Origin of the sequence: Pelagirhabdus alkalitolerans (assembly GCF_900096905.1) — a bacterium.
GTDB lineage: Bacteria > Bacillota > Bacilli > Bacillales > Amphibacillaceae > Pelagirhabdus > Pelagirhabdus alkalitolerans.
The window spans coordinates 100,362-121,650 of the sequence record NZ_FMYI01000007.1; the positions used below are offsets into that span (position 1 = coordinate 100,362).

22 protein-coding genes are annotated in these 21,289 nt (G+C 36.2%); 21 read left to right on the forward strand and 1 reads right to left on the reverse strand.

The genetic code is table 11. The features are described from left to right. Positions 1-13 precede the first annotated feature (13 nt). The 3 genes from BLR62_RS09560 to BLR62_RS09570 all read left to right on the forward strand — a co-directional run bounded on the left by BLR62_RS09560 (position 14) and on the right by BLR62_RS09570 (position 3,190). Entirely contained in the window at positions 14-1,342 is a 1,329-nt protein-coding gene (locus BLR62_RS09560) for an extracellular solute-binding protein (RefSeq protein ID WP_090796269.1), read from the forward strand. Between the two features lie 87 nt (positions 1,343-1,429). Next, entirely contained in the window at positions 1,430-2,302 is an 873-nt protein-coding gene (locus tag BLR62_RS09565; RefSeq protein ID WP_090796271.1) for a carbohydrate ABC transporter permease, read from the forward strand. A 15-nt stretch (positions 2,303-2,317) separates the two neighbouring features. After that, a complete protein-coding gene (locus BLR62_RS09570) occupies positions 2,318-3,190 on the forward strand; it encodes a carbohydrate ABC transporter permease (protein ID WP_090796273.1) in 873 nt (290 codons plus the stop codon). Between the two features lie 163 nt (positions 3,191-3,353). Here the strand turns inward: BLR62_RS09570 and BLR62_RS09575 are convergent, their stop codons facing one another. Further along, the gene (locus BLR62_RS09575) at positions 3,354-3,968 is read right to left on the reverse strand and encodes a YesL family protein (RefSeq protein ID WP_090796275.1); all 615 of its coding nucleotides are present in this window, start codon (positions 3,966-3,968) and stop codon (positions 3,354-3,356) included. A gap of 186 nt (positions 3,969-4,154) precedes the next feature. Between BLR62_RS09575 and BLR62_RS09580 the strand changes: the two genes are divergently transcribed. From BLR62_RS09580 to BLR62_RS09665, 18 genes are all read left to right on the forward strand, one after another. Next, positions 4,155-5,288, forward strand: a complete 1,134-nt coding sequence (locus tag BLR62_RS09580) for a sensor histidine kinase (RefSeq protein ID WP_090796278.1) — start codon at positions 4,155-4,157, stop codon at positions 5,286-5,288. 177 nt (positions 5,289-5,465) lie between these two features. Then, positions 5,466-6,140 (forward strand): response regulator, encoded by a 675-nt coding sequence (locus tag BLR62_RS09585; protein WP_090796280.1) that lies wholly within the window; start codon positions 5,466-5,468, stop codon positions 6,138-6,140. A 186-nt stretch (positions 6,141-6,326) separates the two neighbouring features. Then, positions 6,327-7,169: a DegV family protein gene (locus BLR62_RS09590; RefSeq protein ID WP_090796283.1), complete on the forward strand. Its 843-nt coding sequence runs from the start codon at positions 6,327-6,329 to the stop codon at positions 7,167-7,169. 557 nt (positions 7,170-7,726) lie between these two features. Continuing rightward, a complete protein-coding gene (locus BLR62_RS09595) occupies positions 7,727-9,082 on the forward strand; it encodes an ATP-dependent helicase ComFA (protein WP_090796285.1) in 1,356 nt (451 codons plus the stop codon). Beyond that, on the forward strand, positions 9,079-9,744 hold the full coding sequence (locus tag BLR62_RS09600) for a ComF family protein (protein ID WP_245719446.1): 666 nt from the start codon (positions 9,079-9,081) through the stop codon (positions 9,742-9,744). The genes BLR62_RS09595 and BLR62_RS09600 overlap by 4 nt, the downstream gene beginning before the upstream one ends. Before the next feature lie 79 nt (positions 9,745-9,823). Next, a complete protein-coding gene (locus tag BLR62_RS09605; protein WP_090796287.1) occupies positions 9,824-10,255 on the forward strand; it encodes a TIGR03826 family flagellar region protein in 432 nt (143 codons plus the stop codon). Positions 10,256-10,340: 85 nt separating this feature from the next. Next, entirely contained in the window at positions 10,341-10,589 is a 249-nt protein-coding gene (gene flgM, locus BLR62_RS09610) for a flagellar biosynthesis anti-sigma factor FlgM (protein WP_245719447.1), read from the forward strand. Positions 10,590-10,646: 57 nt separating this feature from the next. Continuing rightward, positions 10,647-11,138, forward strand: a complete 492-nt coding sequence (locus BLR62_RS09615; protein ID WP_090796292.1) for a flagellar protein FlgN — start codon at positions 10,647-10,649, stop codon at positions 11,136-11,138. 11 nt (positions 11,139-11,149) lie between these two features. After that, on the forward strand, positions 11,150-12,676 hold the full coding sequence (gene flgK, locus BLR62_RS09620; RefSeq protein ID WP_090796294.1) for a flagellar hook-associated protein FlgK: 1,527 nt from the start codon (positions 11,150-11,152) through the stop codon (positions 12,674-12,676). Between the two features lie 10 nt (positions 12,677-12,686). Next, complete coding sequence (gene flgL, locus BLR62_RS09625; RefSeq protein ID WP_090796296.1) at positions 12,687-13,634, forward strand: flagellar hook-associated protein FlgL; 948 nt, start codon at positions 12,687-12,689, stop codon at positions 13,632-13,634. A 67-nt stretch (positions 13,635-13,701) separates the two neighbouring features. After that, positions 13,702-14,283 carry a DUF6470 family protein gene (locus BLR62_RS09630; RefSeq protein ID WP_090796299.1) on the forward strand — a complete coding sequence of 194 codons (582 nt, stop codon included), beginning with the start codon at positions 13,702-13,704 and terminating at the stop codon, positions 14,281-14,283. Between the two features lie 39 nt (positions 14,284-14,322). Continuing rightward, on the forward strand, positions 14,323-14,742 hold the full coding sequence (gene fliW / locus BLR62_RS09635; RefSeq protein ID WP_425438877.1) for a flagellar assembly protein FliW: 420 nt from the start codon (positions 14,323-14,325) through the stop codon (positions 14,740-14,742). Next, positions 14,743-14,958 carry a carbon storage regulator CsrA gene (gene csrA / locus BLR62_RS09640; RefSeq protein WP_090796303.1) on the forward strand — a complete coding sequence of 72 codons (216 nt, stop codon included), beginning with the start codon at positions 14,743-14,745 and terminating at the stop codon, positions 14,956-14,958. A gap of 130 nt (positions 14,959-15,088) precedes the next feature. Then, positions 15,089-15,952 (forward strand): flagellin Hag, encoded by an 864-nt coding sequence (gene hag / locus BLR62_RS09645; protein ID WP_090796305.1) that lies wholly within the window; start codon positions 15,089-15,091, stop codon positions 15,950-15,952. Between the two features lie 117 nt (positions 15,953-16,069). After that, positions 16,070-18,553 carry a YheC/YheD family protein gene (locus tag BLR62_RS09650; RefSeq protein ID WP_176759271.1) on the forward strand — a complete coding sequence of 828 codons (2,484 nt, stop codon included), beginning with the start codon at positions 16,070-16,072 and terminating at the stop codon, positions 18,551-18,553. A gap of 10 nt (positions 18,554-18,563) precedes the next feature. Beyond that, positions 18,564-19,304, forward strand: coding sequence for a LicD family protein (locus BLR62_RS09655; protein WP_090796310.1), 741 nt, complete (start codon positions 18,564-18,566; stop codon positions 19,302-19,304). Between the two features lies 1 nt (position 19,305). Further along, positions 19,306-20,358 carry a pyridoxal-phosphate-dependent aminotransferase family protein gene (locus BLR62_RS09660; protein ID WP_090796312.1) on the forward strand — a complete coding sequence of 351 codons (1,053 nt, stop codon included), beginning with the start codon at positions 19,306-19,308 and terminating at the stop codon, positions 20,356-20,358. 12 nt (positions 20,359-20,370) lie between these two features. Further along, the gene (locus BLR62_RS09665) at positions 20,371-21,075 is read left to right on the forward strand and encodes a phosphocholine cytidylyltransferase family protein (protein WP_090796314.1); all 705 of its coding nucleotides are present in this window, start codon (positions 20,371-20,373) and stop codon (positions 21,073-21,075) included. Positions 21,076-21,289 lie beyond the last annotated feature (214 nt).

Here is a 21,289-nt window from a genome sequence, read left to right on the forward strand (position 1 = left end):
AGGGGGTAAGACTATGACAAAGAAACATGGTTTTTTACTATTTGTAATGGCGATCTTGATGGCTACATTAGTTGCTTGTGGCGGTAATGGCGATGAAGACGCAAACGGTGATGACACAGCTGATACAAATGGTGATGATGAAGAAGTAGAAGAACGCGTTCTTGAACTAAGCCACTTATGGCCAGAAGGTTCTTCACCACAACACCACGAAATTGTAAGCGGAATCATCGAAGAGTTCGAAGCAGATAATCCAGGTATTACAATTGAAACGGATATTTATGGTAACGAACAGTACCGTGAAAACTTAAGTGTTATTTCTGCAGCAAATGAATTACCAGACGTTGGTATGACATGGGGTGGCGGTTTCATCGAACCGTATGCTGAAGGTGAGATGTTCACGCCATTAGATGATTTAGTAACGGATGACTTCGTACCAGGTACAGTAGATGCGTTCGCTGTGGATGGTCAAACTTATGCACTTCCATTAGAGTTAAACATTGCACCTGTATACTACAATACAGAAATGTTTGAAGATCATGGTTTAGAAGCACCAGAAACATTAGATGACTTAAAGCATATTGTTGAAACACTAGTAGACAATGATATTACACCGGCAACATTAGGTAACAGAGAGCCTTGGACAGGTTCAATGTGGTATATGTATCTTGCTGACCGTATTGGTGGGCCAGATGTATTAACTGAAGCAATTAACCGTGAAGGATCATTTGAGCACGATGCATTAATTGAAGCAGCAGCAGAATTACAAGAATTAACAGACATGGATGCGTTTATCAATGGCTTCAATGGCCTAGGTAACGATGAAGCGAAAGGTTACTTCATTAACGAACAAGCAGCTATGTACATGATGGGTACTTGGGATCTACCAGAGTGGACAACAAGTGAAGATAACCCACAAGAGTTCAAAGATAAAATTGATTACTTCAAGTTCCCAACTGTAGATGGCGGCGATGGAGACATCGATAGCTTTGTTGGTGGACCTGGTGTTGGTCTATATGTAAGCGAAGACTCAGACATGCAAGAAGAAGCGAAAGCATTTGTTTCTCACTTCGTACAGCGTTGGGGAGAGCTTTCTGTAGAAGAAGCTGGTGTTATTCCAGCAACAGCAGTAGATACAGATGGTATGGATCTACCTGATATGTATATCGACGTATTAAATGACTTGAACGAAGCAACGAACTTAACACTTTATGCTGACGTTCAAATGGGTCAAGATACTGAAGATGTTCACTTAGATATGATTCAAGCATTGATGGCAGGCGAAGTAACACCTGAAGAATTTGCTGAAAATCACGAAGAAGCATTAGCTCAAGAAGAAGACTAATCGCTTGAATTTTAAAACGGGCATATTAGAGATAATATGCCCGATTCTTTTCTAAAACAATACTTGTGCGCGAAGGGGGAAACAATCATGGACAAGGTTATGTCGAATAAATGGGTCATCTTCTTATACTTACTCCCCGCTACATTAATGATCGGTGTGTTAGTATATATCCCAATCGCTGTCAGTGGCTATTTTGGCTTATTTGACTGGGACGGCGTTGGTGCCATGAACTTTATTGGTTTACAGAATTACACAGAATTATTAACAGATTCAACGTTTTGGTTTAGTGCACGAAATTCATTTTATTTAGCACTATTTTCAACGTTAGCATTAGTTGTATATTTAGGCGTTGCGCTTGTTTTATCAAGTAAAGTTAAAGGGCGCGAACTATTCAGAAAAATTTATTTAATCCCGATGTTACTATCATCGGTTGCGATTGCACAATTATGGATCCGTGTATACGATCCAAACAATGGTTTCTTAAACACATTCTTAAGAAACATCGGCTTTGATAATCCACCAGCATGGCTTGCAGAACGCGATACTGTACTTTTTGCAATCTTTGTTGCGATTGTGTGGCAATTTGCTGGTTTCTATATAATTATCTACACCGCCGCACTTAAGGGTATTTCAGAAGAATTAGTAGAAGCTGCCGAAATTGATGGGGCATCACCTCTTCAAATCGCTACTCGAATTAAAGTACCTTTAATTTCAGGTGTTATTAAAACAACAGTTGTATTAGCAATTGTCGGTTCACTAAAATACTTCGATTTAATTTGGGTTATGACCGGCGGTGGACCAAACGGTGCGAGTGAAGTACTTGCCTCCTACATGTATAAAGAGGCATTTAACCGAAATAACTTCGGTTATGGTAGTGCGATCGGTTTTGCACTCTTAATCCTAGCATTATTAACAACAGTTGTTATTCAAAAAATTACTAAATCAAAAGAGAGTCAGTAAGGGGGGAGGTTTAATATGACTTTATTATCAACAGTAAAAACAAAACAAAATGATTCATCGGGTCTTAAGCGCCTAGGTATGGGCATTATGTATCTTATCTTAGTTGGTGTTGCTGTCTTTCAACTTTATCCATTGCTATGGTTATTCTTCTTCTCGTTGAAAGGAAACAGAGAAATATTTGGTCAGTCTCCTTTCGCCTTACCAGAAGATTGGTTGTGGGAGAACTACCAACGTGTTTGGACAGTCGGGAATATGGATACTTACTTCTTCAATAGTGTGTTCATCACCGTAACAGCGGTTGTTCTAACATTACTCTTTGCAAGTTTAGCAACATTTGCGATTATGCGTATGAAGTGGAAATTTAGCGGTATCGCACTACTCTTTATTATGGTTGGTTATATGATTCCAATCCATACAGCATTAGTGCCACTATTTAGTATGTTTTTACGTGTCGGGTTATTAGATAATCACTTATCAATCATTCTCGTTTATATAGCTTATCACTTGCCGTTAACGGTTATGATTTTATCTGGCTTCTATTCTCAGCTATCACGTGAAATTGAAGAAGCTGCTATTGTGGATGGTGCGTCTATTCACCGCATTTTCTTCCAGATTACATTACCAATGACAACACCAGTGTTGTCTACAACAATGATCATTAATATGATTTATAACTGGAATGAATTCGTATTTGCAAACACATTCTTAAGCTCGGATAGCCTACGTACATTAACTGTCGGTATCCAAAGTTTCGTTGGTCAGTATTTAACAGACTGGGGCGCAATTGGTGCGACTCTAGTGATCAGTATTGTCCCTGTTCTAGTTGCTTACTTATTCTTAAGTAACCGTATTGTAGAAGGGGTAGCTGCTGGTTCTGTTAAAGGCTAACATTTAATTCACAAATACACCTCAATCAAAAACACACCAACTGGTCCCACCTATTACCAGTTGGTGTGTTTTGTGTATCTGAAGTGCCCACACGTTTCACTCAGAATATAAAAAAACACAATCCTGAATAGTCTCGCAGGATTGTGTTTTAGCGATCATTGATTTATGACTGTTCACGAGCTTTTTCATCAATGGTTAAAAATGTTGAATAAGTCATCCCCATAATTAAGAGTACTGTAAATGAACCACCAAAGAAGAAAAGCAATCCAGGAAGGTAATACATAACCCAGAATGTCAGACCAATACTAATCAAAATACCGATCGTTGTCAGTGGATGGATCAACATAATGAGAAAAGCTTGTTTAAATACATTGAAAAAAGATAAATCATAATGAACATAGACTGGAAAAAGATAAATAAGTGTTAATGACGTAAATAACACAAATAAATAAAAAGAAATTTGGAAAACAAGTGTCTGTGCATCGGGATTAACATCGATAAATAATAATTGTGCATAACCGACTAAACCGATTAAAACAATCATAACACCATAACTATTTGCTTTTATAAACTCTTGTTTGAACGTTTTAGCGAATGTCTTAAACACTGGTAAATCGGTCTCACCACGAAACCATCGTCTAGAAATAACAAACATAGTGACAGTGGCTGGGAAAAAACCGAAAATGACGAGGCCTAAAAAGCTAAAAAGTACCCATAAAAGGTTCAAATAAGCGATTCGTGATATCCATTCTGCTACTTTAAATAACGCATTGGCCATAATAGAACTCTCTCCTATCTTCAATAAGCATACACCATTCATTATAGCGGTTTCAACAATTTATAAGTAGCTTTTTTAGTTTGTGATATGTCATTTATTTTTAGATAAGGAAACCGATATCTTTTAACGTAATCGTGGGAAATATGCTATGATAAGGGTAGTCTATCAACACTAGGAGTTTTAACTATGAGTGATAATCAATCAAAGAACTTAGACCAAATTATAAATGAAATGGTCGATGTTGTAGAACATAGTAAAGATGAGATTTATGAAATAACAGAACAATCAAGAAACGAATACGATGTATTATCCAAACAGATCGAAGAAATTCGTGTTGAAGTGAAACAATTAATCGAATCAGGCGACCAATTAGCATATAAAGAAAAATTGGCACGTAATCGTTTAGCGAAAGTTAGTGAAAATTTCTCAGTTTATTCTGAAGATGAAATTCGAGATGCTTATGAACAAACCCATGCGATTCAATCGGATTTAAAAATGACACGTGAACGCGAAAAAAGTTTAAGACAGCGTCGTGATTACATTGAAAGACGATTGAAATCGCTGGAACAAATGATCGAAAAAGGTAATACGCTTGTCAGTAAAGTATCGGTGATCTCCAATTATTTAAACGACGATTTTAAAAATATTAGCGATTTAATAGAAGATGCCAATCAAAAACAATCGTTTGGCTTACAAATTATCGAAGCTCAAGAAGAAGAGCGAAGACGAATCTCTCGTGAGATCCATGACGGACCTGCGCAAATGCTAGCTAATATTTTATTAAGAGCTGACTTAGTTGACCGAACATTTAGAGAGCGAAGTCGCAAAGAAGCCATGGAAGAGATGAAGAGCATGCGTCAGATGGTTCGCTCATCTTTATATGAAGTGAGACGGATTATTTATGATTTACGCCCGATGGCGCTCGATGACTTAGGATTACTCCCAACGATTCGGAAATATTTATCAAATGTTGAGGATTATCATAAAATTTCAATTGAACTTTCTGAAAGAGGTGAGTTTACAAGTTTACAGTCGAAATATGAAGTGGCATTGTTTCGACTGATCCAAGAATCTGTTCAAAATGCGATGAAGCATGCAAAACCTTCGCTCGTCCAAGTCAAAATTGAGATTAAAAGTAATCAAGTCACTGTTGTTATTTGTGATAATGGGATTGGTTTTGATCTTGAACAGAAAAAGGACAAGTCATTTGGATTGATTGGGATGCGAGAACGTGTCGAGATGTTAGATGGTGAATTGAAGATTGATTCAAAATTAGGTAAGGGTACGACTATTTACATTAAAATTCCATTAACAGATTAGGTCAAAATGATTAAAATTTGATTAACTCACTTGTTTTAACGTGAATTTGTAGGTGATTCATGTATAATGAAGTTACCGACTTTTTCTAACAACAAAACTTGATAATTGTCAAACTGTTCACAGTTCGGACACAAAATAAAACTGTTATTAACTGTTCAAAAATTTGGAGGTATTAAGATGACAAAAAAAATCGTACTAATCGATGACCACGTTTTATTTCGTGAAGGCGTAAAGCGTATATTGGATTTTGAAAAAGACTTTGAAGTCGTTGCAGAAGGTGACGATGGAGATGAAGTGATTGAAATTGTAGACAAGCACCAACCAGATGTCGTCTTAATGGATATTAATATGCCAAACATTAACGGCGTACAAGCGACTAAACGTTTATTCTCAAAGTACCCAGATGTAAGAGTTATTATTTTATCCATTCATGATGATGAGAACTATGTTACCCATGCTTTAAAGTCTGGTGCACAAGGGTATTTATTAAAAGAGATGGATTCACAAGCGTTAATTGATGCGATTAAAATTGTGAGTGATGGTGGGTCATACCTACACCCGAAAGTGACGCATAATTTAGTGAAAGAATTCCAGCGTTTATCAACAGAAGAATCAGGTGGACTTCAAAATATTGAAATCCGCAAGCCACTCCATCTATTGACGAAACGTGAGTGTGAAGTGTTGCAATTGCTCGCAGATGGTAAGAGTAATCGCGGCGTTTCAGAAGCGTTATTCATAAGTGAGAAAACGGTTAAAAACCACGTCAGTAACATTCTGCAAAAAATGAATGTCAATGACAGAACGCAAGCCGTTGTCATGGCGATCCGTAACGGATGGGTTGAAGTATTGTAAACAAAGGGAGTAATCTAGTGATCTAGGCTAGGTTGCTCTTTTTTGACGTTTAAAATCTATTTTTAGAAATACTTTTGTGAAAGACTATGCTTTTTAAAGTAAATTCGTTAAAATGAAAGAGATGTAAGTTGCTTTATTATTCTGATTATAAAAATATAGAAAGATAGAAAGGTTCGATTAAATACGATGAAAGTAGCAGTATTAACAGACAGCACAGCCTATTTACCCGAAGATATTAGAGAAGATTACGGAATTGAAATGGTGCCATTGACCGTCTCTTTTGGCGATACCTCATACCAAGAAGAAATCGAATTAAAATCAGATCAATTTTATCCCCTCGTAAAAGAAGCGAAAGCATTTCCAAAAACCTCTCAACCCTCAATCGGTTACATGACCGAGAAGTTACAAGAGATCGCCAAAGATTATGATGCATTGATTGCTGTTCACTTATCGAGTGGCATTAGTGGAACGTTCCAATCGATGCAAACAGCTGGTGAGATGGTTGATGATTTAGATGTTTACGTTTTTGATTCTGAAATAAGTTGCATGCCACAAGGGTTTTATGTCGTTGAAGCAGCAAAACTTGCAGAAAAACAATTAGAACCAGAGGAGATTATCGCACGTCTTGAAGAAATGAAACAATCCATGCGAGCGTACTTCCTAGTTGATGACTTAACTCACTTACATAGAGGTGGCCGTCTCAATGGGGCTCAAGCACTTGTTGGGAGTATGCTTCAAGTGAAGCCGATTCTTCATTTTGTTGATGGGAAAATCGTTCCATTTGAAAAAATTCGCACACAGAAAAAAGCCATTAAACGCTTACTCGATTTATTGGATGAAGATGCGAAATCAAATGAACCGATTCGTGCTGTGATTATTCATGCGAATTGTCCAGAACAAGCACGTGAGATTAAGCAGACGATTGAAAAACGGTATTCAAATGTTGAGATTACGATGAGTTACTTCGGAGCGGTGATCGGTACGCACTTAGGTGAAGGCTCACTCGGTCTTGGCTGGTATAAAAAATAGCGAAAAGCTTCTTTTAGGTAAATATGACCTTTAAGAAGCTTTTTTTCGTGTGAAGCGACTCGCTTTCGGTGTATGCTTGCCACGTGATCGGCTTCAGCTAACTGAGGCAAGAAAGGCACTTCCCTCAGTGGATCTTCAGTTCGTGCTTATCCTACAGGCGTCGTCACGTTTGTCTGTATAAAACAAACAACATGTATTAAATAAAGGATTATATCGTTATTAACTTATAATAATTTTATTGAAAATCCACTACACCAAACGGAATCAAAATGCGCAGACTTCTGCGGGAATAGCATGAGTCGAAGATCCACGTTAGAAGCGGTTTGTAGCTTCTAACGTTAGCTGAGGCCATGCCCGCGAAAAGCGAAGGAATTTGATGGAGTGATGTTCCTCGATGGAACACTTATGAAACAAGAGATCTGTGTCCATGCTTCATGAAAAAAATAGAGACTGTTGTCAAGTTTATAATCATAATGAGCAGTATTTGTTAAATACACAGCTATTCGATTAGATCACGTACTTGTTATACTTAAGGAAAAATGAAAGATGTGAGTCGAATGGATAAGTACCGAAAACGTTTTGCTGGTCGTCTCCTTTTAAGAAGTGAACTGAATTTAGGACGTTGCGTCTTTAATTGGTTGATTCAAAAACACTATTTAACGCCAGTTGCATCGTTTAAAATAAATCGTTTTTCAAATGAATGCATGAGGTGTGGAAACAAAAATTCAGTCTATTTTGGAAATATACCGTGTTCAAGTTGTCAAAGTGATCATTTCTACTGCCGTTATTGTGTACAAATGGGGCGTGTGACGCGTTGTGAACCGCTGTATATTTGGACAGAACTTGAGCCGAATTGGCAAGGCGAGAACGTCACCTTTAATTGGCAAGGTGAATTAACAAGCAGGCAACAAGTTGCATCGGATGCGCTACTAAATGCCTTAGAAAAAAGAACACCAGAATTTTTAATCCATGCAGTCTGTGGAGCTGGTAAAACAGAGATGTTATTTCACACGATTTATGATGGTTTGAAAAAGAACTTAAGAATCGCACTTGCCACCCCAAGACGAGATGTGGTAAAAGAGTTACTGCCCAGGTTTGAGCACGTTTTCTGCGGGATACAGATCGTTGCCCAATACGGCGGAAGTCCGGGTAATAAGCGAACCGCTCAACTGACACTTGCCACAACCCATCAGCTGATTCGCTACCGAGAAGCGTTTGATCTTTTGATCATTGATGAAGTTGATGCCTTCCCATTTCATCATGACAAAATGCTTCAGTTTGTTGCTAAGCGCAGCGTTAAATTAACTGGAGTCGTCGCTTATTTAACCGCGACTCCCCGCAAAGACTTAGTTAAACGTAAACTACCGACTGTGTTTGTACCTGTTCGATATCACGGTCATCCTCTACCTGTCCCTCAAGTGAAGCCTGTATTCAAATTTCACTCAACACATTTGCCGAACGCTTTTTGGTCATGGTTTAATCATCGTCTTTACCCTGATCGTCAATTACTATTCTTCACCGCAACGATTGAACAAGCCGATCTATGGCAACAAAACCTACAACAAATGCTTCCAGAGATTAGTATCGCCTCCGTTCATGCTAATGACTCGAACCGTCAAGAAAATGTCGATCAATTTAGACAGAAAACAATTGACATTTTGTTCACGACGACTATTTTAGAACGCGGTGTGACGTTTAAAGCGATTGATGTCGTTATTTTAGATGCCTCCCACCGTGTTTTTGACCAAGCGGCTCTCATTCAAATTGCAGGACGAGTAGGTAGAAGTGGGGAAGCGCCAACAGGAGAAGTGATCTTTTTTCATGACGGTTTAACGACAGCAATCAACGGAGCGATTCGTGATATTAAACGGATGAACCGAATGAGTAGACAGTTAGGAGCGATTATACATTGAGATGCTTATACTGTTTTCAAATCATCGAAGAAACGCCGACCTTTAGTACGATGATCACCCTTTGGGAGCAATCGAATATATGCGCAACGTGTCATGCTCAGTTAGACCGTTTAACAGATAAAGTTTGTGATTATTGTAGTTCGCCGGATCATAAATTGAATACCGATTGTACGATGTGGAAAAGAAAAGAGGTGCTGGCACATAATCGATCGCTTTATCGTTACGGGCCGTTTTTAAAGACGGTGATGGCTCAGTTTAAATACCGGGGTGATTATGAATTGATTCATCTTTTTCAGTCAGATGTGAAGTACTTTTTTAAAAAGATATATGCGGATCTACCAGGTGAGACCGTCGCTGTTCCGATTCCACTCAGTCAAGAAAGGTTACGTGAGAGAGGTTTTAATCAAGCAGAAGCGATTGCTCAGCTAACACCATTTCCGGTGAAGCGTATGCTCGGCAGAACAACGTCTGAAAAGCAAGCGAAAAAAAGTCGTAAACAACGCTTGCAAATGAAAAATCCATTCAAACAGATTGAAACGACGAATACGACCTCTCTTTTGTTAATTGACGATATTTACACAACCGGTGCAACAATCCATCAAGCAGCGCTTACACTAAAGCAAGAACAGATGACCATAAGAAGTTTTACATTAGCGCGTTAAATCACTTTAAATTAATCGCAACCTGCCGATATATGTATTATAATAAGAGTAGATTAAACGGTAGAAGGTGGGATCTTTGATGGGAGAATTAGAAAACTGCCCTCGATGTGGTCAATTGTTCGTCAAAACGATGAGAAATGTCTGTCAAGACTGTTATAAAGAAGAAGAAGAAAAGTTCCAAATTGTGTATGAATTCATGAAAAAACGTGTGAATCGTCAAGCAACCATTCCAGAAATTGTTGAGGGAACAGGTGTTGAAAAAGACATCATTATAAAATTCGTTAAAGAAAAACGATTAAGGTCAACACAATTCCCGAATTTAACGTATCCATGTGAGCGATGTGGTACAGAAATCGCTGACGGGAAACTGTGTGACGCGTGCTCAAAGGATTTAACACATGACTTAAAACAGCAAGAAGAATTATCAGCGATCGAAAAACGAAAACAAGAAGAAGAACGTGCCAAACAGCGAACGTATTTTGCTGTCGATCGAGATAAAGGTCGCAACTAAACATTGGTAAAGATTAGCCGATAATATAGATAAGAAATAAGTAACGGATAACAGAAAGAAGGTGAAGGTCTTGAGAATACATGGTATGAATCAACCTCGAATCAACCCGTACCAGAAGCAAATGAATCAGCAATTTAAGGCAAAAACGGATAAAGGTCCTAAAGCTGATCAACTGCAAATTTCAGACCAAGCAAAAGAAATGCAAGAAACACAAGGTGTTCATCCAGCAAGAAGTGAACATGTTGAAGCGATTAAAGAACAAGTTGATACAGGAAATTATACGATTAACCCAGAGCAAGTAGCCGAAAAGATGCTCAACTTTGGAAAACAGTAGAAGGTTATACGTTGTATAGCCTTCTCATATTGCAATAAATGAAGGAGGCCAACCTGGATGTCGATCGAATCGATGTTAGGATCGCTAGACCGGTTAAGACAACTGCATCAAAGTTTATTAGAGTTGTCGATTAAAAAGACAGAATTACTTAAATCAGGTGATATCGCCGGCCTGCAAAAAGTGTTAAAAACAGAACAAAAACATATTCAAGCGATCAATACAGTTGAAAAACAACGCTTGGCGCTTGTTCAGGAATGGGCTGAGAATAATCAATTAGACCCGGAAACGGTAAACGTCTCAAGTATACTTGATCATTTAGATGAAAAAGCAGCAGCTGGACTAGAACAACATACAACGACGCTTGCTGAAGTGATTGTCGATTTAAAAGCACAAGAAAATTTGAATCAAGACCTGCTGCAGCAATCGCTCCAATTCGTTCAGATGAATCTCGATATGATTGCCCCATCGATTGAACAAATGAATTACGGAAATAAACAAAACGCAAATGATCCAAAGGCAAAACGGTCTGTCTTTGATTCGAAAGCTTAGGAGGATACGAAATGACATCAACATTTCACGGCTTAGAAATGGCAAAGCGTGCGCTCAGCACACAACAAGCAGCGCTTTATACAACATCACATAACATATCAAATGCGAATACAGATGGTTACTCACGCCAAAGAGTCAATATGTCACAAATTAATTCGATGACTTCATCAAGAGAACCTGGTGGTATGAGAAGTAATGTCGGAAGCGGGGTCGAAACAGGCTCAATAGAACGTATTCGCGATCGTTTTATTGATCTGCAGTACCGTAAAGAACACGGTAAAGTCGGCTATTACGAAGAACGCGCAGAAGCGATGAATCAAATGGAATCGATTATGAATGAACCCTCTGATGAAGGATTATCACACATCATGGATCAATTTTGGGATTCGATTCAAGATTTATCGGTTAATCCGGAAGATTCAGGTGCGCGTGCTGTAGTTGCCCAACGTGCTGAAGCAGTTACTGATACGTTTAATTATGTATCAAACTCTTTAGAAGATATTCGTGGTGATTTAAAAGGACAAATGGAAGTTACAGAATCAGACTTTAACTCGATGGTTAATCAAATCAATGCTGTTAACAGAGAAATTGCTGAAATCGAACCACATGGTAATGTACCGAATGATTTATATGATGAACGTGATCGTCTGCTTGATAATTTATCTAAAATGGCAGATATAAATGTCACGTACGAGAAAAGTAGTGGCCAACCGAGTGATGTTGCTGAAGGTGTGGCTACAGTTACATTAAATGGGGTTGATGAACCAGTAACATTAGTCGATGGTTCCGAATTTGAAGTGAATCATATGCATGTTAACTTTGACGATAACAATGACGCACAAAGTTTTCAATTTTATAATCCAGAAGAAGCTGAAGTGATAGACGGTAATTTGGTGGGGGATTCAACAGATGTTGCTGCAATAGATTACGCTTCAACGGGCTCAATGTTGGGTCTAATGGAAATGAACGGTTTTGGTGATGGTGAGGGTTATTACAATGAAATGCTAACAGATCTCGATCAAATGGCAACGTCGTTTGCCGCTGAGTTTAATGAGATTCATAGTGAAGGATTTGATTTAAACGGTCAAGAAGGAATTAATGACTTCTTTGTTTTTGATGGTGAAGCAGGTGCTGAGTCGATTGGTGTTAATGGATCCATCATGGATGATCCGGATTTAATTGCAGCGAGCGCCAGTGGTGATAGTGGCGACGGTGAGCACGCAATTGAACTTGCTGCTGCTTATACTAATCATGTCGATGAGTTAGGTAACAGAACATCGGTTAAGACACACTATGAATCGATGATTGGGCAAATGGGTGTTGTGACACAAGAGGCTTATCGAATGCGTGATAACTCAGGTGTCTTACGCCAACAAGTTGAAGAAAATCGCGATTCAGTCAGTGCTGTATCATTAGATGAAGAAATGACTAATATGATCAAATTCCAGCATGCATACAACGCAGCAGCTAGAAGCATGACAGCAGTTGATGAAACAATTGATCGTATTATAAATAATATGGGCTTAGTCGGAAGGTAAGGTGAACTAAATGCGTGTGACACAAAATATGTTAACCAAAAACATGTTAAATAACGTCAGTAAAAGTAACCAATCGATGGGTAAATACATGGATCAATTATCGACTGGTAAAAAAATTAACCGCCCATCAGATGACCCCGTTGTCGCGATGAAAGGGATGGGATATCGAACTGAAGTATCGAATGTTGAGCAATATGAACGAAACATTACAGAAATGTATACGTGGATGGACTCATCAGATGATTCGTTAAATGAAACAACACAAATCTTGAATCGTGTTCGAGAATTAGCCGTTCAGACATCGAATGGCACTTATGATAATGAACAACTTGCGAATGTAGCAAAAGAGGTTGATCAGTTAAAAGAACAATTAGCTGAAGTAGCTAATACTCGGGTGAATAACAAATATATTTTTAATGGTACAAAAACCACAGGAACAGAAGATGGAAATGGTGATCTTCAACCTCCCGTTGTTGTAGATAATAACGGGAATGTCACGGTAAACGAACCACAAGATGGTTATAATGACGTAATGATGGAACTTACACCGGGTACGAAAATGCGTGCCAATGTTCAGCCTGACAATGTCTTCAGTCAAGAAATGTTTGATGATATAACAGCATTTTCAAATCGACTAAAAGGCATTGACGAAGATGGAAATGAAATACCAGAAGGTGACCTGGAAAATATTGATCAATTCATTACTAGTGTCGAAGGACACATTGATAACAGTGTAAGTGAACGCGCTGATTTAGGGGCACGAATGAATCGAGTTGAATTGATTGAAGACCGAATAGGTAACCAATCGATTTCAGCAAAACGCCTCATGTCTAACAATGAAGATGCAGATATGGCTGAAGTGATTATGAACTTAACATCTCAAGAAGTCGTTCACCGTTCAGCACTATCGGCTGGTGCTCGTATTATTCAACCGACATTAATGGATTTTCTTAGATAGTTTATTTTAGACCTTGCCTATAAAAGGGAAGGTCTTTTCCTTATACTAAGTAAAAGAGGTGAGAATGATGTTATCGATTCCTCAGTTAAGAATTGATTCACAACAAGCACGAATTGGTTTAAATATTGATAATGCTGTGACAGAATTAAATCAAGGGCCAGCAGAACTATCCATTCAACAACCTGAAGCAGATGTCTCTATTCAAACACGACCGAGTCGATTAACCATTGACCAGTCCCGTGCATTTGCTGATTTGAATCAATATCCTGCTAGCGAAGCAATTGAACGAGAAGCAGCAAAAGGTATGCAAGAAGCAGAGGAAGGCTCAAAACGAAGACGACTTGAAGGTGACCAAATGATGCGTATTGAAAATCAAACGGATGTGATCCCTCAAATCGCTAAGCAAAACGAAGTGCGTCCTTATCGACCGTTTAATATTGGTTTTATCCCCTCACACTTTTCAGTTGATATTGATTATGAACCGGCAGAGGTTGATGTACACATACAAAAGAATGAACCGATTATTCACGCACAACCAACGCCGACAACGACCGATTATTACCCAGGAGGAGTCGATGTTTACCTAAGTCAAGAACCTTACCTTGATATTTCTTTCGAACCAAGTTCACAATTTGAAACCAGTATATAGGAGGAACGTAACGTGCAAATTAAGACTCAATATTTCGGTATGATCGATATTAACTCAGAACACATTATTGAATTTCCGCAAGGTATTCCAGGTTTTCAAGAAGAGAAATCATTTGTCATTTTAAATTTAGAAGATGCAAGTGCTTTTCAAATTTTACAATCGACTCAAACGGAAAACTTAGCCTTTATTATTATCAATCCGTTTTCATTTGTTCCCGACTATCAAATAGAACTTGATCAAGCAACACTTGAACAACTAAACATTGAAAAGCAAGAAGATGTGAAATTAGTTAATATCGTCACTTTACATGACACACTTGAATCAAGTACTGTTAACTTAAAAGCACCGCTTGTTATAAATCAAACATTAAAATTAGCGAAGCAATACGTCATCAAAAATGATCTTTATTCAACAAAAGATTTCGTGTTTCAGTCCACTCCCGAAAAGGAGGACAACTAAATGCTAGTGCTCACACGTAAATTAAACGAAAAGATTCAAATAAGTGATGACATTGAAATTCAAGTCTTATCAGTAGATGGTGATCAAGTGAAACTTGGTATATCAGCACCTAAGGATGTTGATATACATAGGCATGAAGTGTATCAATCGATCCTTGAAGCGAACAATCAGGCAGCTAAAACAATAAACTTAAAAAATTTTTTCAAAAAAGATTAAACATTTTATAATCCTTACCGATATAGTTAGTACAGGCGAAGAGGATGTCGGACGGCCGCCTTCATTTGATCGCCATACTTAAAATCCACAAGGACGTGGACATAAACAAAACTCAAGGAGGAACACAATTATGATTATTAACAACAACATTCCAGCGTTGAATACGCACCGTCAAATGGGTATCAATCAAAACAACATGCAGTCTTCAATGGAGAAATTATCTTCAGGTATGCGTATTAACCGTGCAGGTGATGATGCAGCAGGTCTATCTATCTCTGAGAAAATGCGTGGTCAAATTCGCGGTTTAGATCAAGCTAGCCGTAATGCACAAGATGGTATTTCATTGATTCAAACGGCAGAAGGTGCATTAGATGAGTCACACTCAATCTTGCAGCGTATGCGTGAATTAACAGTACAAGCAGGAAACGAAACAAACCAAGACGAAGACTTAGATGCAATTCAGAGTGAAATTGAATCACTTCAACAAGAACTTGGTGGAACAGCCGATAGTGAAGGTATTTCAGATCGTACAGAATTTAATGGTATCAGCTTACTAGATGGTAATCTAGAAGATGGTGCTGGTGGCGATGCATTAGAGTCACTATCATTCCAAATCGGTGCTAACCAAGGTCAACAACTTGAAATAACAATTGATGACATGTCTGCAGAAGGATTAGGTGTACACGAAATTGATGTTACTGATTTCGAAACGACTGATTTCGATGATCAATTAGCTTCAATTGATTCTGCTATTTCATCAGTTTCAGAAACGCGTTCTAACTTAGGTGCTGTTCAAAACCGTTTAGAACACACAATATCTAATCTAGACAATGCATCTGAAAACTTATCAGCAGCTGAATCACGTATTCGTGACGTTGACATGGCATCTGAGATGATGGAAATGACTAAATCAAACATTCTATCACAAGCATCTCAATCTATGCTTGCTCAAGCTAACCAACAGCCACAATCTGTATTACAACTATTAGGTTAATCTTAATCGAAAGAGGCTCTTTTAAAGAGCCTCTTTTTATTTCAATAACTGTATGAAATAATAGATATATACTGACGTGATTAACAATTGAACATTTATGGAAAGAGGTTTAAAATGATGCAGAAAAATGAATTGTTACAAGTAAGTAATATATTAAATACCATTATTGATGCGACTAAGCAATTTCAGGAACACATAAGAGAAAATGATTTTGATAAAAGCATATTTGTATTCACAAGTATGGTTGAAGGATTATCATCAATTGATCAACTAGTTAAAAGTCACAGTATAAAATCAGAAAAATTAAAAAAACAAATTGATACGGTTAGTGAACAAATAGTTAAAGAATTAGAATTAAAAAATTACGCTCCTCTTTTTGAATTGACTCAATTTAATTTGCTTCCTCTGTTGGGTGAATTAGATAAAAATCTTCTTGATACCATTGATTACAAGAAGCAAACAATAACGATTGGTATCTTTGATGAAGATGAGAACCCCGTAGCTTTATATCCAGAAAAGAGAATAGATGCTTTGATTAATGAAGCTGAAAAACAGAATGTAGATTTGTGTTTTTTTACATCTAAAGATGTCGAATTAGATAAAGGCATCGTGAACGGTACTGAACGTAATAATGGAGAGTTTATAATTAAAAAAAGAACTATACCAGATGTTGTACATAATTTAAGAGCAATACATAAAAACAGACAATCGAACACTGAACGTAAGCTGCGAAGAAAAACTCTATTTACTAGCTTTCATGTGATTGATAAATTATATTTACCAAAGCAAATGGCGAAACACAGAGACTACGCGAACCTCTTAATTCCTTTTGAAGTTGTAAAAGACGAAGATTCTATTATAGAATTTCTAAATCAAAAAAAGAAGGCAGTTGTAAAACCAATAAAAGGTGTAAGAGGGTTAAAAATCTTTTATATAGAAATGAAAAACAATCAATATAAGGTGTTAGATCATGATCAAACTAAGCTACTTAATAAACCTGATTTCATTGCATGGTTAAAAAATGAAGGTATATTGAAAGGTAAGCAGTTTTTAATACAGAATTATGTAAAGGCATTAACCAAAAATAATGAACCTTATGATTTTAGGGCACATATGCAAAAAGACAGAGATGGACAATGGGTCATTACAAAAATTTATCCTAGAATTGGAAGTAAACATTCGATTTTAAGTAATATTAGTCGTGGTGGACGAAGCGAAGATATTAAAGAATTTTTTGATAATCAGTTCGGTAAAGTTGGATGTAAGTATTATGAAAATTTAAAAGATATTGCTAAAGGCATCACGAATCATCTAGATAAACTTTACAACTACTCACTAGATGAACTTGGATTAGATTTAACGCTTGATGATCAACATTGCATTTGGCTACATGAAGTGAATAACGGTCCACAATCAACCTATCACGAAGAAGAGCGAGCTGTTAATACGATTGGATATGCTAAATATATTGCAGAGAATGGCATACTTAAAACTAACCAAAGACAAAAAATTCAATTTTCCGAAAAACAATTTGATGTTCAAAAATCTCCTTCTTTAAAATGGCATATGACTGAACAAATTTCAGTTGGCATGCTGATCACTCCAAACGAATTTAATGAATTGGCTGTGGCTTGTGCTTATGCAGCTAAATATGAAGAAGTTAACTTTTTTTGTTTTTCACCAATAGATATTGATTTTGAGAAGATGTTAATTCGAGGTTATTTTTATGAAAATAAGGAATGGGTAGCTAAAATTGTTGAATATCCAGAAGTTATTTACGATCGTTTGCGTTTGAAAAATCACTCTATGTTTAATATTGTCTACGATGAATTAGAAGGTATACCTATCACGAATCAATTTAAAGGTGGTTCACTGAGTAAATTAGAGGTATATAATAAGCTATCTCAAGATGAGGATGTAAGTCATTATGTTATACCCTTTAAAAGAGTGGAAAGGGTAAAAGACATAGAAAATTTTATTGACAAATTTAATGAAATAATTATCAAACCTGAAGTAGGTTCCTTTGCTATGGGGGTTCATTACGTTTATAAAAAGTCTATTGATGAATATGTCATAATAGAAAAAGACAAGAAAAGAACAGTCAATTATATTACATTTACGAATTATTTTAGAAAATCACTTAAGAAAGATACTTTTATTGTTCAACAATATATATCCACACGTACAGTAGATGACCGGCCATTTGATCTAAGGGTTCATATGTTAAAAAATGGACATAACAAATGGGAATGTGCGATCAAGTATGTAAGAATCGGCTTTAATTATGCTACAATTTCAGCAGCCAATAGAGGTGGACAAATTTCAACTTTGGAAGGCTTTGCATTTAGAAACATTTCCAATATGACTTTAAAAGAATTAGATGAAAAAATTGAGTTTATGACCCAAGCGATTGCTCTATCATTTGAAGAATCAAGAGAACATGCTATTAATGAAATAGCTTTTGATATAGCAATAGATGAAAACTTAAAGCTTCATTTAATTGAGATTAATGTGAATAAACCGGGCATTGTATTTCAACATTTTCAAGTGGCGAAATTAACAATTGATTATTGTAAATTCTTAGCTCAAATTGATAAATGAGGGTGATAATATGAACGAAGAATTAAGTCAAGATGAGATTCATGACAGACTATTTCAATTGTTAGTTAAAATAAATGATATTTTCAAACAACATAATATCACTTTTTTTTTAAGCTTCGGAACTTTATTAGGAGCAGTGCGACATAAAGATTTTATACCATGGGACGACGATTTAGATATTCATATTCCTGAAGAATCGTTTTCAGAAGCGATGGAATTGTTAAAAGCGAAACTGGGTAATGAGTGCGCTATAGTTGACCAATCCTCGCAACAGATAACGTGGGATATAGATACAAGGTTGACTGATAAAAAAACGTTAATATATGATGAGTCGGGTCAAAGTTATGAACATGGTTTGTTTATAGATTTTTTCAAAATGAAAAAAATTAATAAATTTAACAGATTAAATTACTCTATCTTAAAAATTATGGATAACAAAATCAATTTTGCTAGTTATAAAATTACTAAGTTCATATTCATTTTAATTAAACTGTTGAATAAAATGGTTTATTTATCGATAGAAAGACTATCCATAAATAAATCATTGGTAATAAGTGATAGAATCTTAGGTGGTATTTATGAGTATGAAGAAGTTTTTCCTTTGATGTTAGTATCTTTTAGATATGATTCATTTCATGCCCCTAAAAATGCAGATGAAATATTAAGGGAACAGTATGATAATTATATGAATATACCTAATCCAGAAAATAGAGTTAAACACATATCAAAATGTATTTGGAGTGATCGATAATATGACCTTATTTACGATAGGGCCAGTAGAGATGTTTCCAGAAGTATTAGAAGCTGGGAAAATCCAACCACCTTATTTCAGAACAAAAGAATTTTCGGATATCATTTTGAATATAGAGAAAAGAATTAAGAAAATGATAGGAACAAATGAGGCGTCAAGGCTAGCTATTTTAACTTCATCAGGCACAGGAGCAATGGAAGCCTCAGTAATGAATGTTTTCAATGAAAATGATAGACTATTAATAATTAATGGTGGTAATTTCGGAGAAAGATTTAGGAAAATTTGTGAATTACATAAAATCCCATATGACACATTGACATTAAATCCCGATGAGAAACTAGGAGCAAATCATTTTCTTCCATACAGAAATAAAAAATACACTGGAATACTTGTTAATATTCATGAAACTTCTACTGGACAATTATATCCCATTGATATCATTAGTAATTTTGCATCAGAGAATAATTCATTGTTAGTAGTTGATGCAATTGGTTCATTTTTAGCTGATCCTTATGCAATGGATGAATACGATGTTGATGTTACCATAATTAGTTCAAATAAGGGTTTGGCGTCAGGTTCAGGGTTAGCGTTTGTTGTTGTTAATACCAGAGCTTACAAATCGATATTAAATAATAATGTTAAAAGTATTTATTTTAATTTAACAGATTACTTTGTAAACATCGAAAGAGGACAAACTCCATATACGCCTGCAATCTCGGTCTTACTTCAAGTCGAAGAGCATTTAAAAATAGTAGAAAATATGGGGTGGGATGCTTATATGGAAGGTATAGAAAAAAGAGCAGAACATTTTAGGGCAAGTATAGATAGAACTAAATATGATATCCCTAATTACAATCTATCAAATATGTTAACACCTATTTTTCCTATTAAAAAAAATGCGATTGAAATTTATCAAACGCTAAAACATGATAACAATTTAATTCTTAATCCGTCAGGTCCTCCTCATTCAAATTCAATGTTACGTGTTGGTCATATAGGAAATATATCAGATAGTTCATTAAACTTGCTAATATGTCTATTAAATAAAATTTAAGGTTGGGATTATATGAAAGTTATAATTATGGCCGCTGGAGTAGGGAGTAGGATAAGTGCAGATATAGAAGGTTTACCCAAATGTATTTTGCCTATCGATAAAATGCCTCTTATTCGTCGAACTGTCAGTGAATTCCTTGAGTATGATTTTGAAGTGATCGTAGTTGTAGGGTACCAGAAAGAAAAAGTAATTGAATCTATAAGTGATTTACCTGTTAAGATAATAGAAAATCCTTTTTACAGAATTACAAATAGTATTGCTTCATTGTGGTTTGCTAAGGATTATCTAATAGAAGATACTATCATTATGAATGGAGATGTGTTTGTTACTTCAAAGATTATAAAACAAATTATTCACAGTGATAAATCCCCATTAATGTTAATGGATAATACTAGAATTGAAAATGGTGATTATTATTTAGGAGTAGAAAAAAATTGTATAACACACTACGGAAAAAATTTACCATTATCTCAAAGAAGTGGAGAATATGTAGGATTAGCAAAAGTTAAGAGCAAAGATATAGTGGATTTTAGAGAGAACTTAATTAAATTAATAGACAAGGAATGTTTTTATTATTGGTGGGAGGATACTCTTTATGATTTGGCTGATGAACAACAAGAAGTATATGTAGAGGACGTTAATAATTGTTACTGGTCAGAAATTGATTTTTTAACTGACTATGAAAAAATATTGACTAAATTTAATGAGCAATTCTAACTGAGTTAGAATCTAATTCTCTCTCAGTTAAAATGTATAGTGTTTTAAATTGTTAGAGTAAAATGTTTGTGGGAGAAAAAATACCTCGTCTTTTGATGTTGGAGTCGATCGACTTCAATATCAAAAGACGAGGCGAGCAAGCGAAGCGCGGTAGGCGAGCGTTTTTAATGAAAAAGAGGACCTTCTTTTGTATAGTTAAGTCACAACAACAACT

Excerpts from the sequence above, each read along its gene's own strand:
- flgK (WP_090796294.1), top strand. The coding sequence starts at position 11,150 with ATGACATCAACATTTCACGGCTTAGAAATGGCAAAGCGTGCGCTCAGC.
- csrA (WP_090796303.1), top strand. The coding sequence starts at position 14,743 with ATGCTAGTGCTCACACGTAAATTAAACGAAAAGATTCAAATAAGTGAT.
- hag (WP_090796305.1), top strand. The coding sequence starts at position 15,089 with ATGATTATTAACAACAACATTCCAGCGTTGAATACGCACCGTCAAATG.
- flgM (WP_245719447.1), top strand. The coding sequence starts at position 10,341 with ATGAATCAACCTCGAATCAACCCGTACCAGAAGCAAATGAATCAGCAA.
- BLR62_RS09580 (WP_090796278.1), top strand. The coding sequence starts at position 4,155 with ATGAGTGATAATCAATCAAAGAACTTAGACCAAATTATAAATGAAATG.
- BLR62_RS09605 (WP_090796287.1), top strand. The coding sequence starts at position 9,824 with ATGGGAGAATTAGAAAACTGCCCTCGATGTGGTCAATTGTTCGTCAAA.
- BLR62_RS09560 (WP_090796269.1), top strand. The coding sequence starts at position 14 with ATGACAAAGAAACATGGTTTTTTACTATTTGTAATGGCGATCTTGATG.
- BLR62_RS09650 (WP_176759271.1), top strand. The coding sequence starts at position 16,070 with ATGCAGAAAAATGAATTGTTACAAGTAAGTAATATATTAAATACCATT.
- BLR62_RS09565 (WP_090796271.1), top strand. The coding sequence starts at position 1,430 with ATGGACAAGGTTATGTCGAATAAATGGGTCATCTTCTTATACTTACTC.
- BLR62_RS09585 (WP_090796280.1), top strand. The coding sequence starts at position 5,466 with ATGACAAAAAAAATCGTACTAATCGATGACCACGTTTTATTTCGTGAA.
- BLR62_RS09575 (WP_090796275.1), bottom strand. The coding sequence starts at position 3,968 with ATGGCCAATGCGTTATTTAAAGTAGCAGAATGGATATCACGAATCGCT.
- BLR62_RS09630 (WP_090796299.1), top strand. The coding sequence starts at position 13,702 with ATGTTATCGATTCCTCAGTTAAGAATTGATTCACAACAAGCACGAATT.
- BLR62_RS09590 (WP_090796283.1), top strand. The coding sequence starts at position 6,327 with ATGAAAGTAGCAGTATTAACAGACAGCACAGCCTATTTACCCGAAGAT.
- flgL (WP_090796296.1), top strand. The coding sequence starts at position 12,687 with ATGCGTGTGACACAAAATATGTTAACCAAAAACATGTTAAATAACGTC.
- BLR62_RS09615 (WP_090796292.1), top strand. The coding sequence starts at position 10,647 with ATGTCGATCGAATCGATGTTAGGATCGCTAGACCGGTTAAGACAACTG.
- BLR62_RS09660 (WP_090796312.1), top strand. The coding sequence starts at position 19,306 with ATGACCTTATTTACGATAGGGCCAGTAGAGATGTTTCCAGAAGTATTA.
- BLR62_RS09595 (WP_090796285.1), top strand. The coding sequence starts at position 7,727 with ATGGATAAGTACCGAAAACGTTTTGCTGGTCGTCTCCTTTTAAGAAGT.
- fliW (WP_425438877.1), top strand. The coding sequence starts at position 14,323 with ATGATCGATATTAACTCAGAACACATTATTGAATTTCCGCAAGGTATT.
- BLR62_RS09570 (WP_090796273.1), top strand. The coding sequence starts at position 2,318 with ATGACTTTATTATCAACAGTAAAAACAAAACAAAATGATTCATCGGGT.
- BLR62_RS09665 (WP_090796314.1), top strand. The coding sequence starts at position 20,371 with ATGAAAGTTATAATTATGGCCGCTGGAGTAGGGAGTAGGATAAGTGCA.
- BLR62_RS09655 (WP_090796310.1), top strand. The coding sequence starts at position 18,564 with ATGAACGAAGAATTAAGTCAAGATGAGATTCATGACAGACTATTTCAA.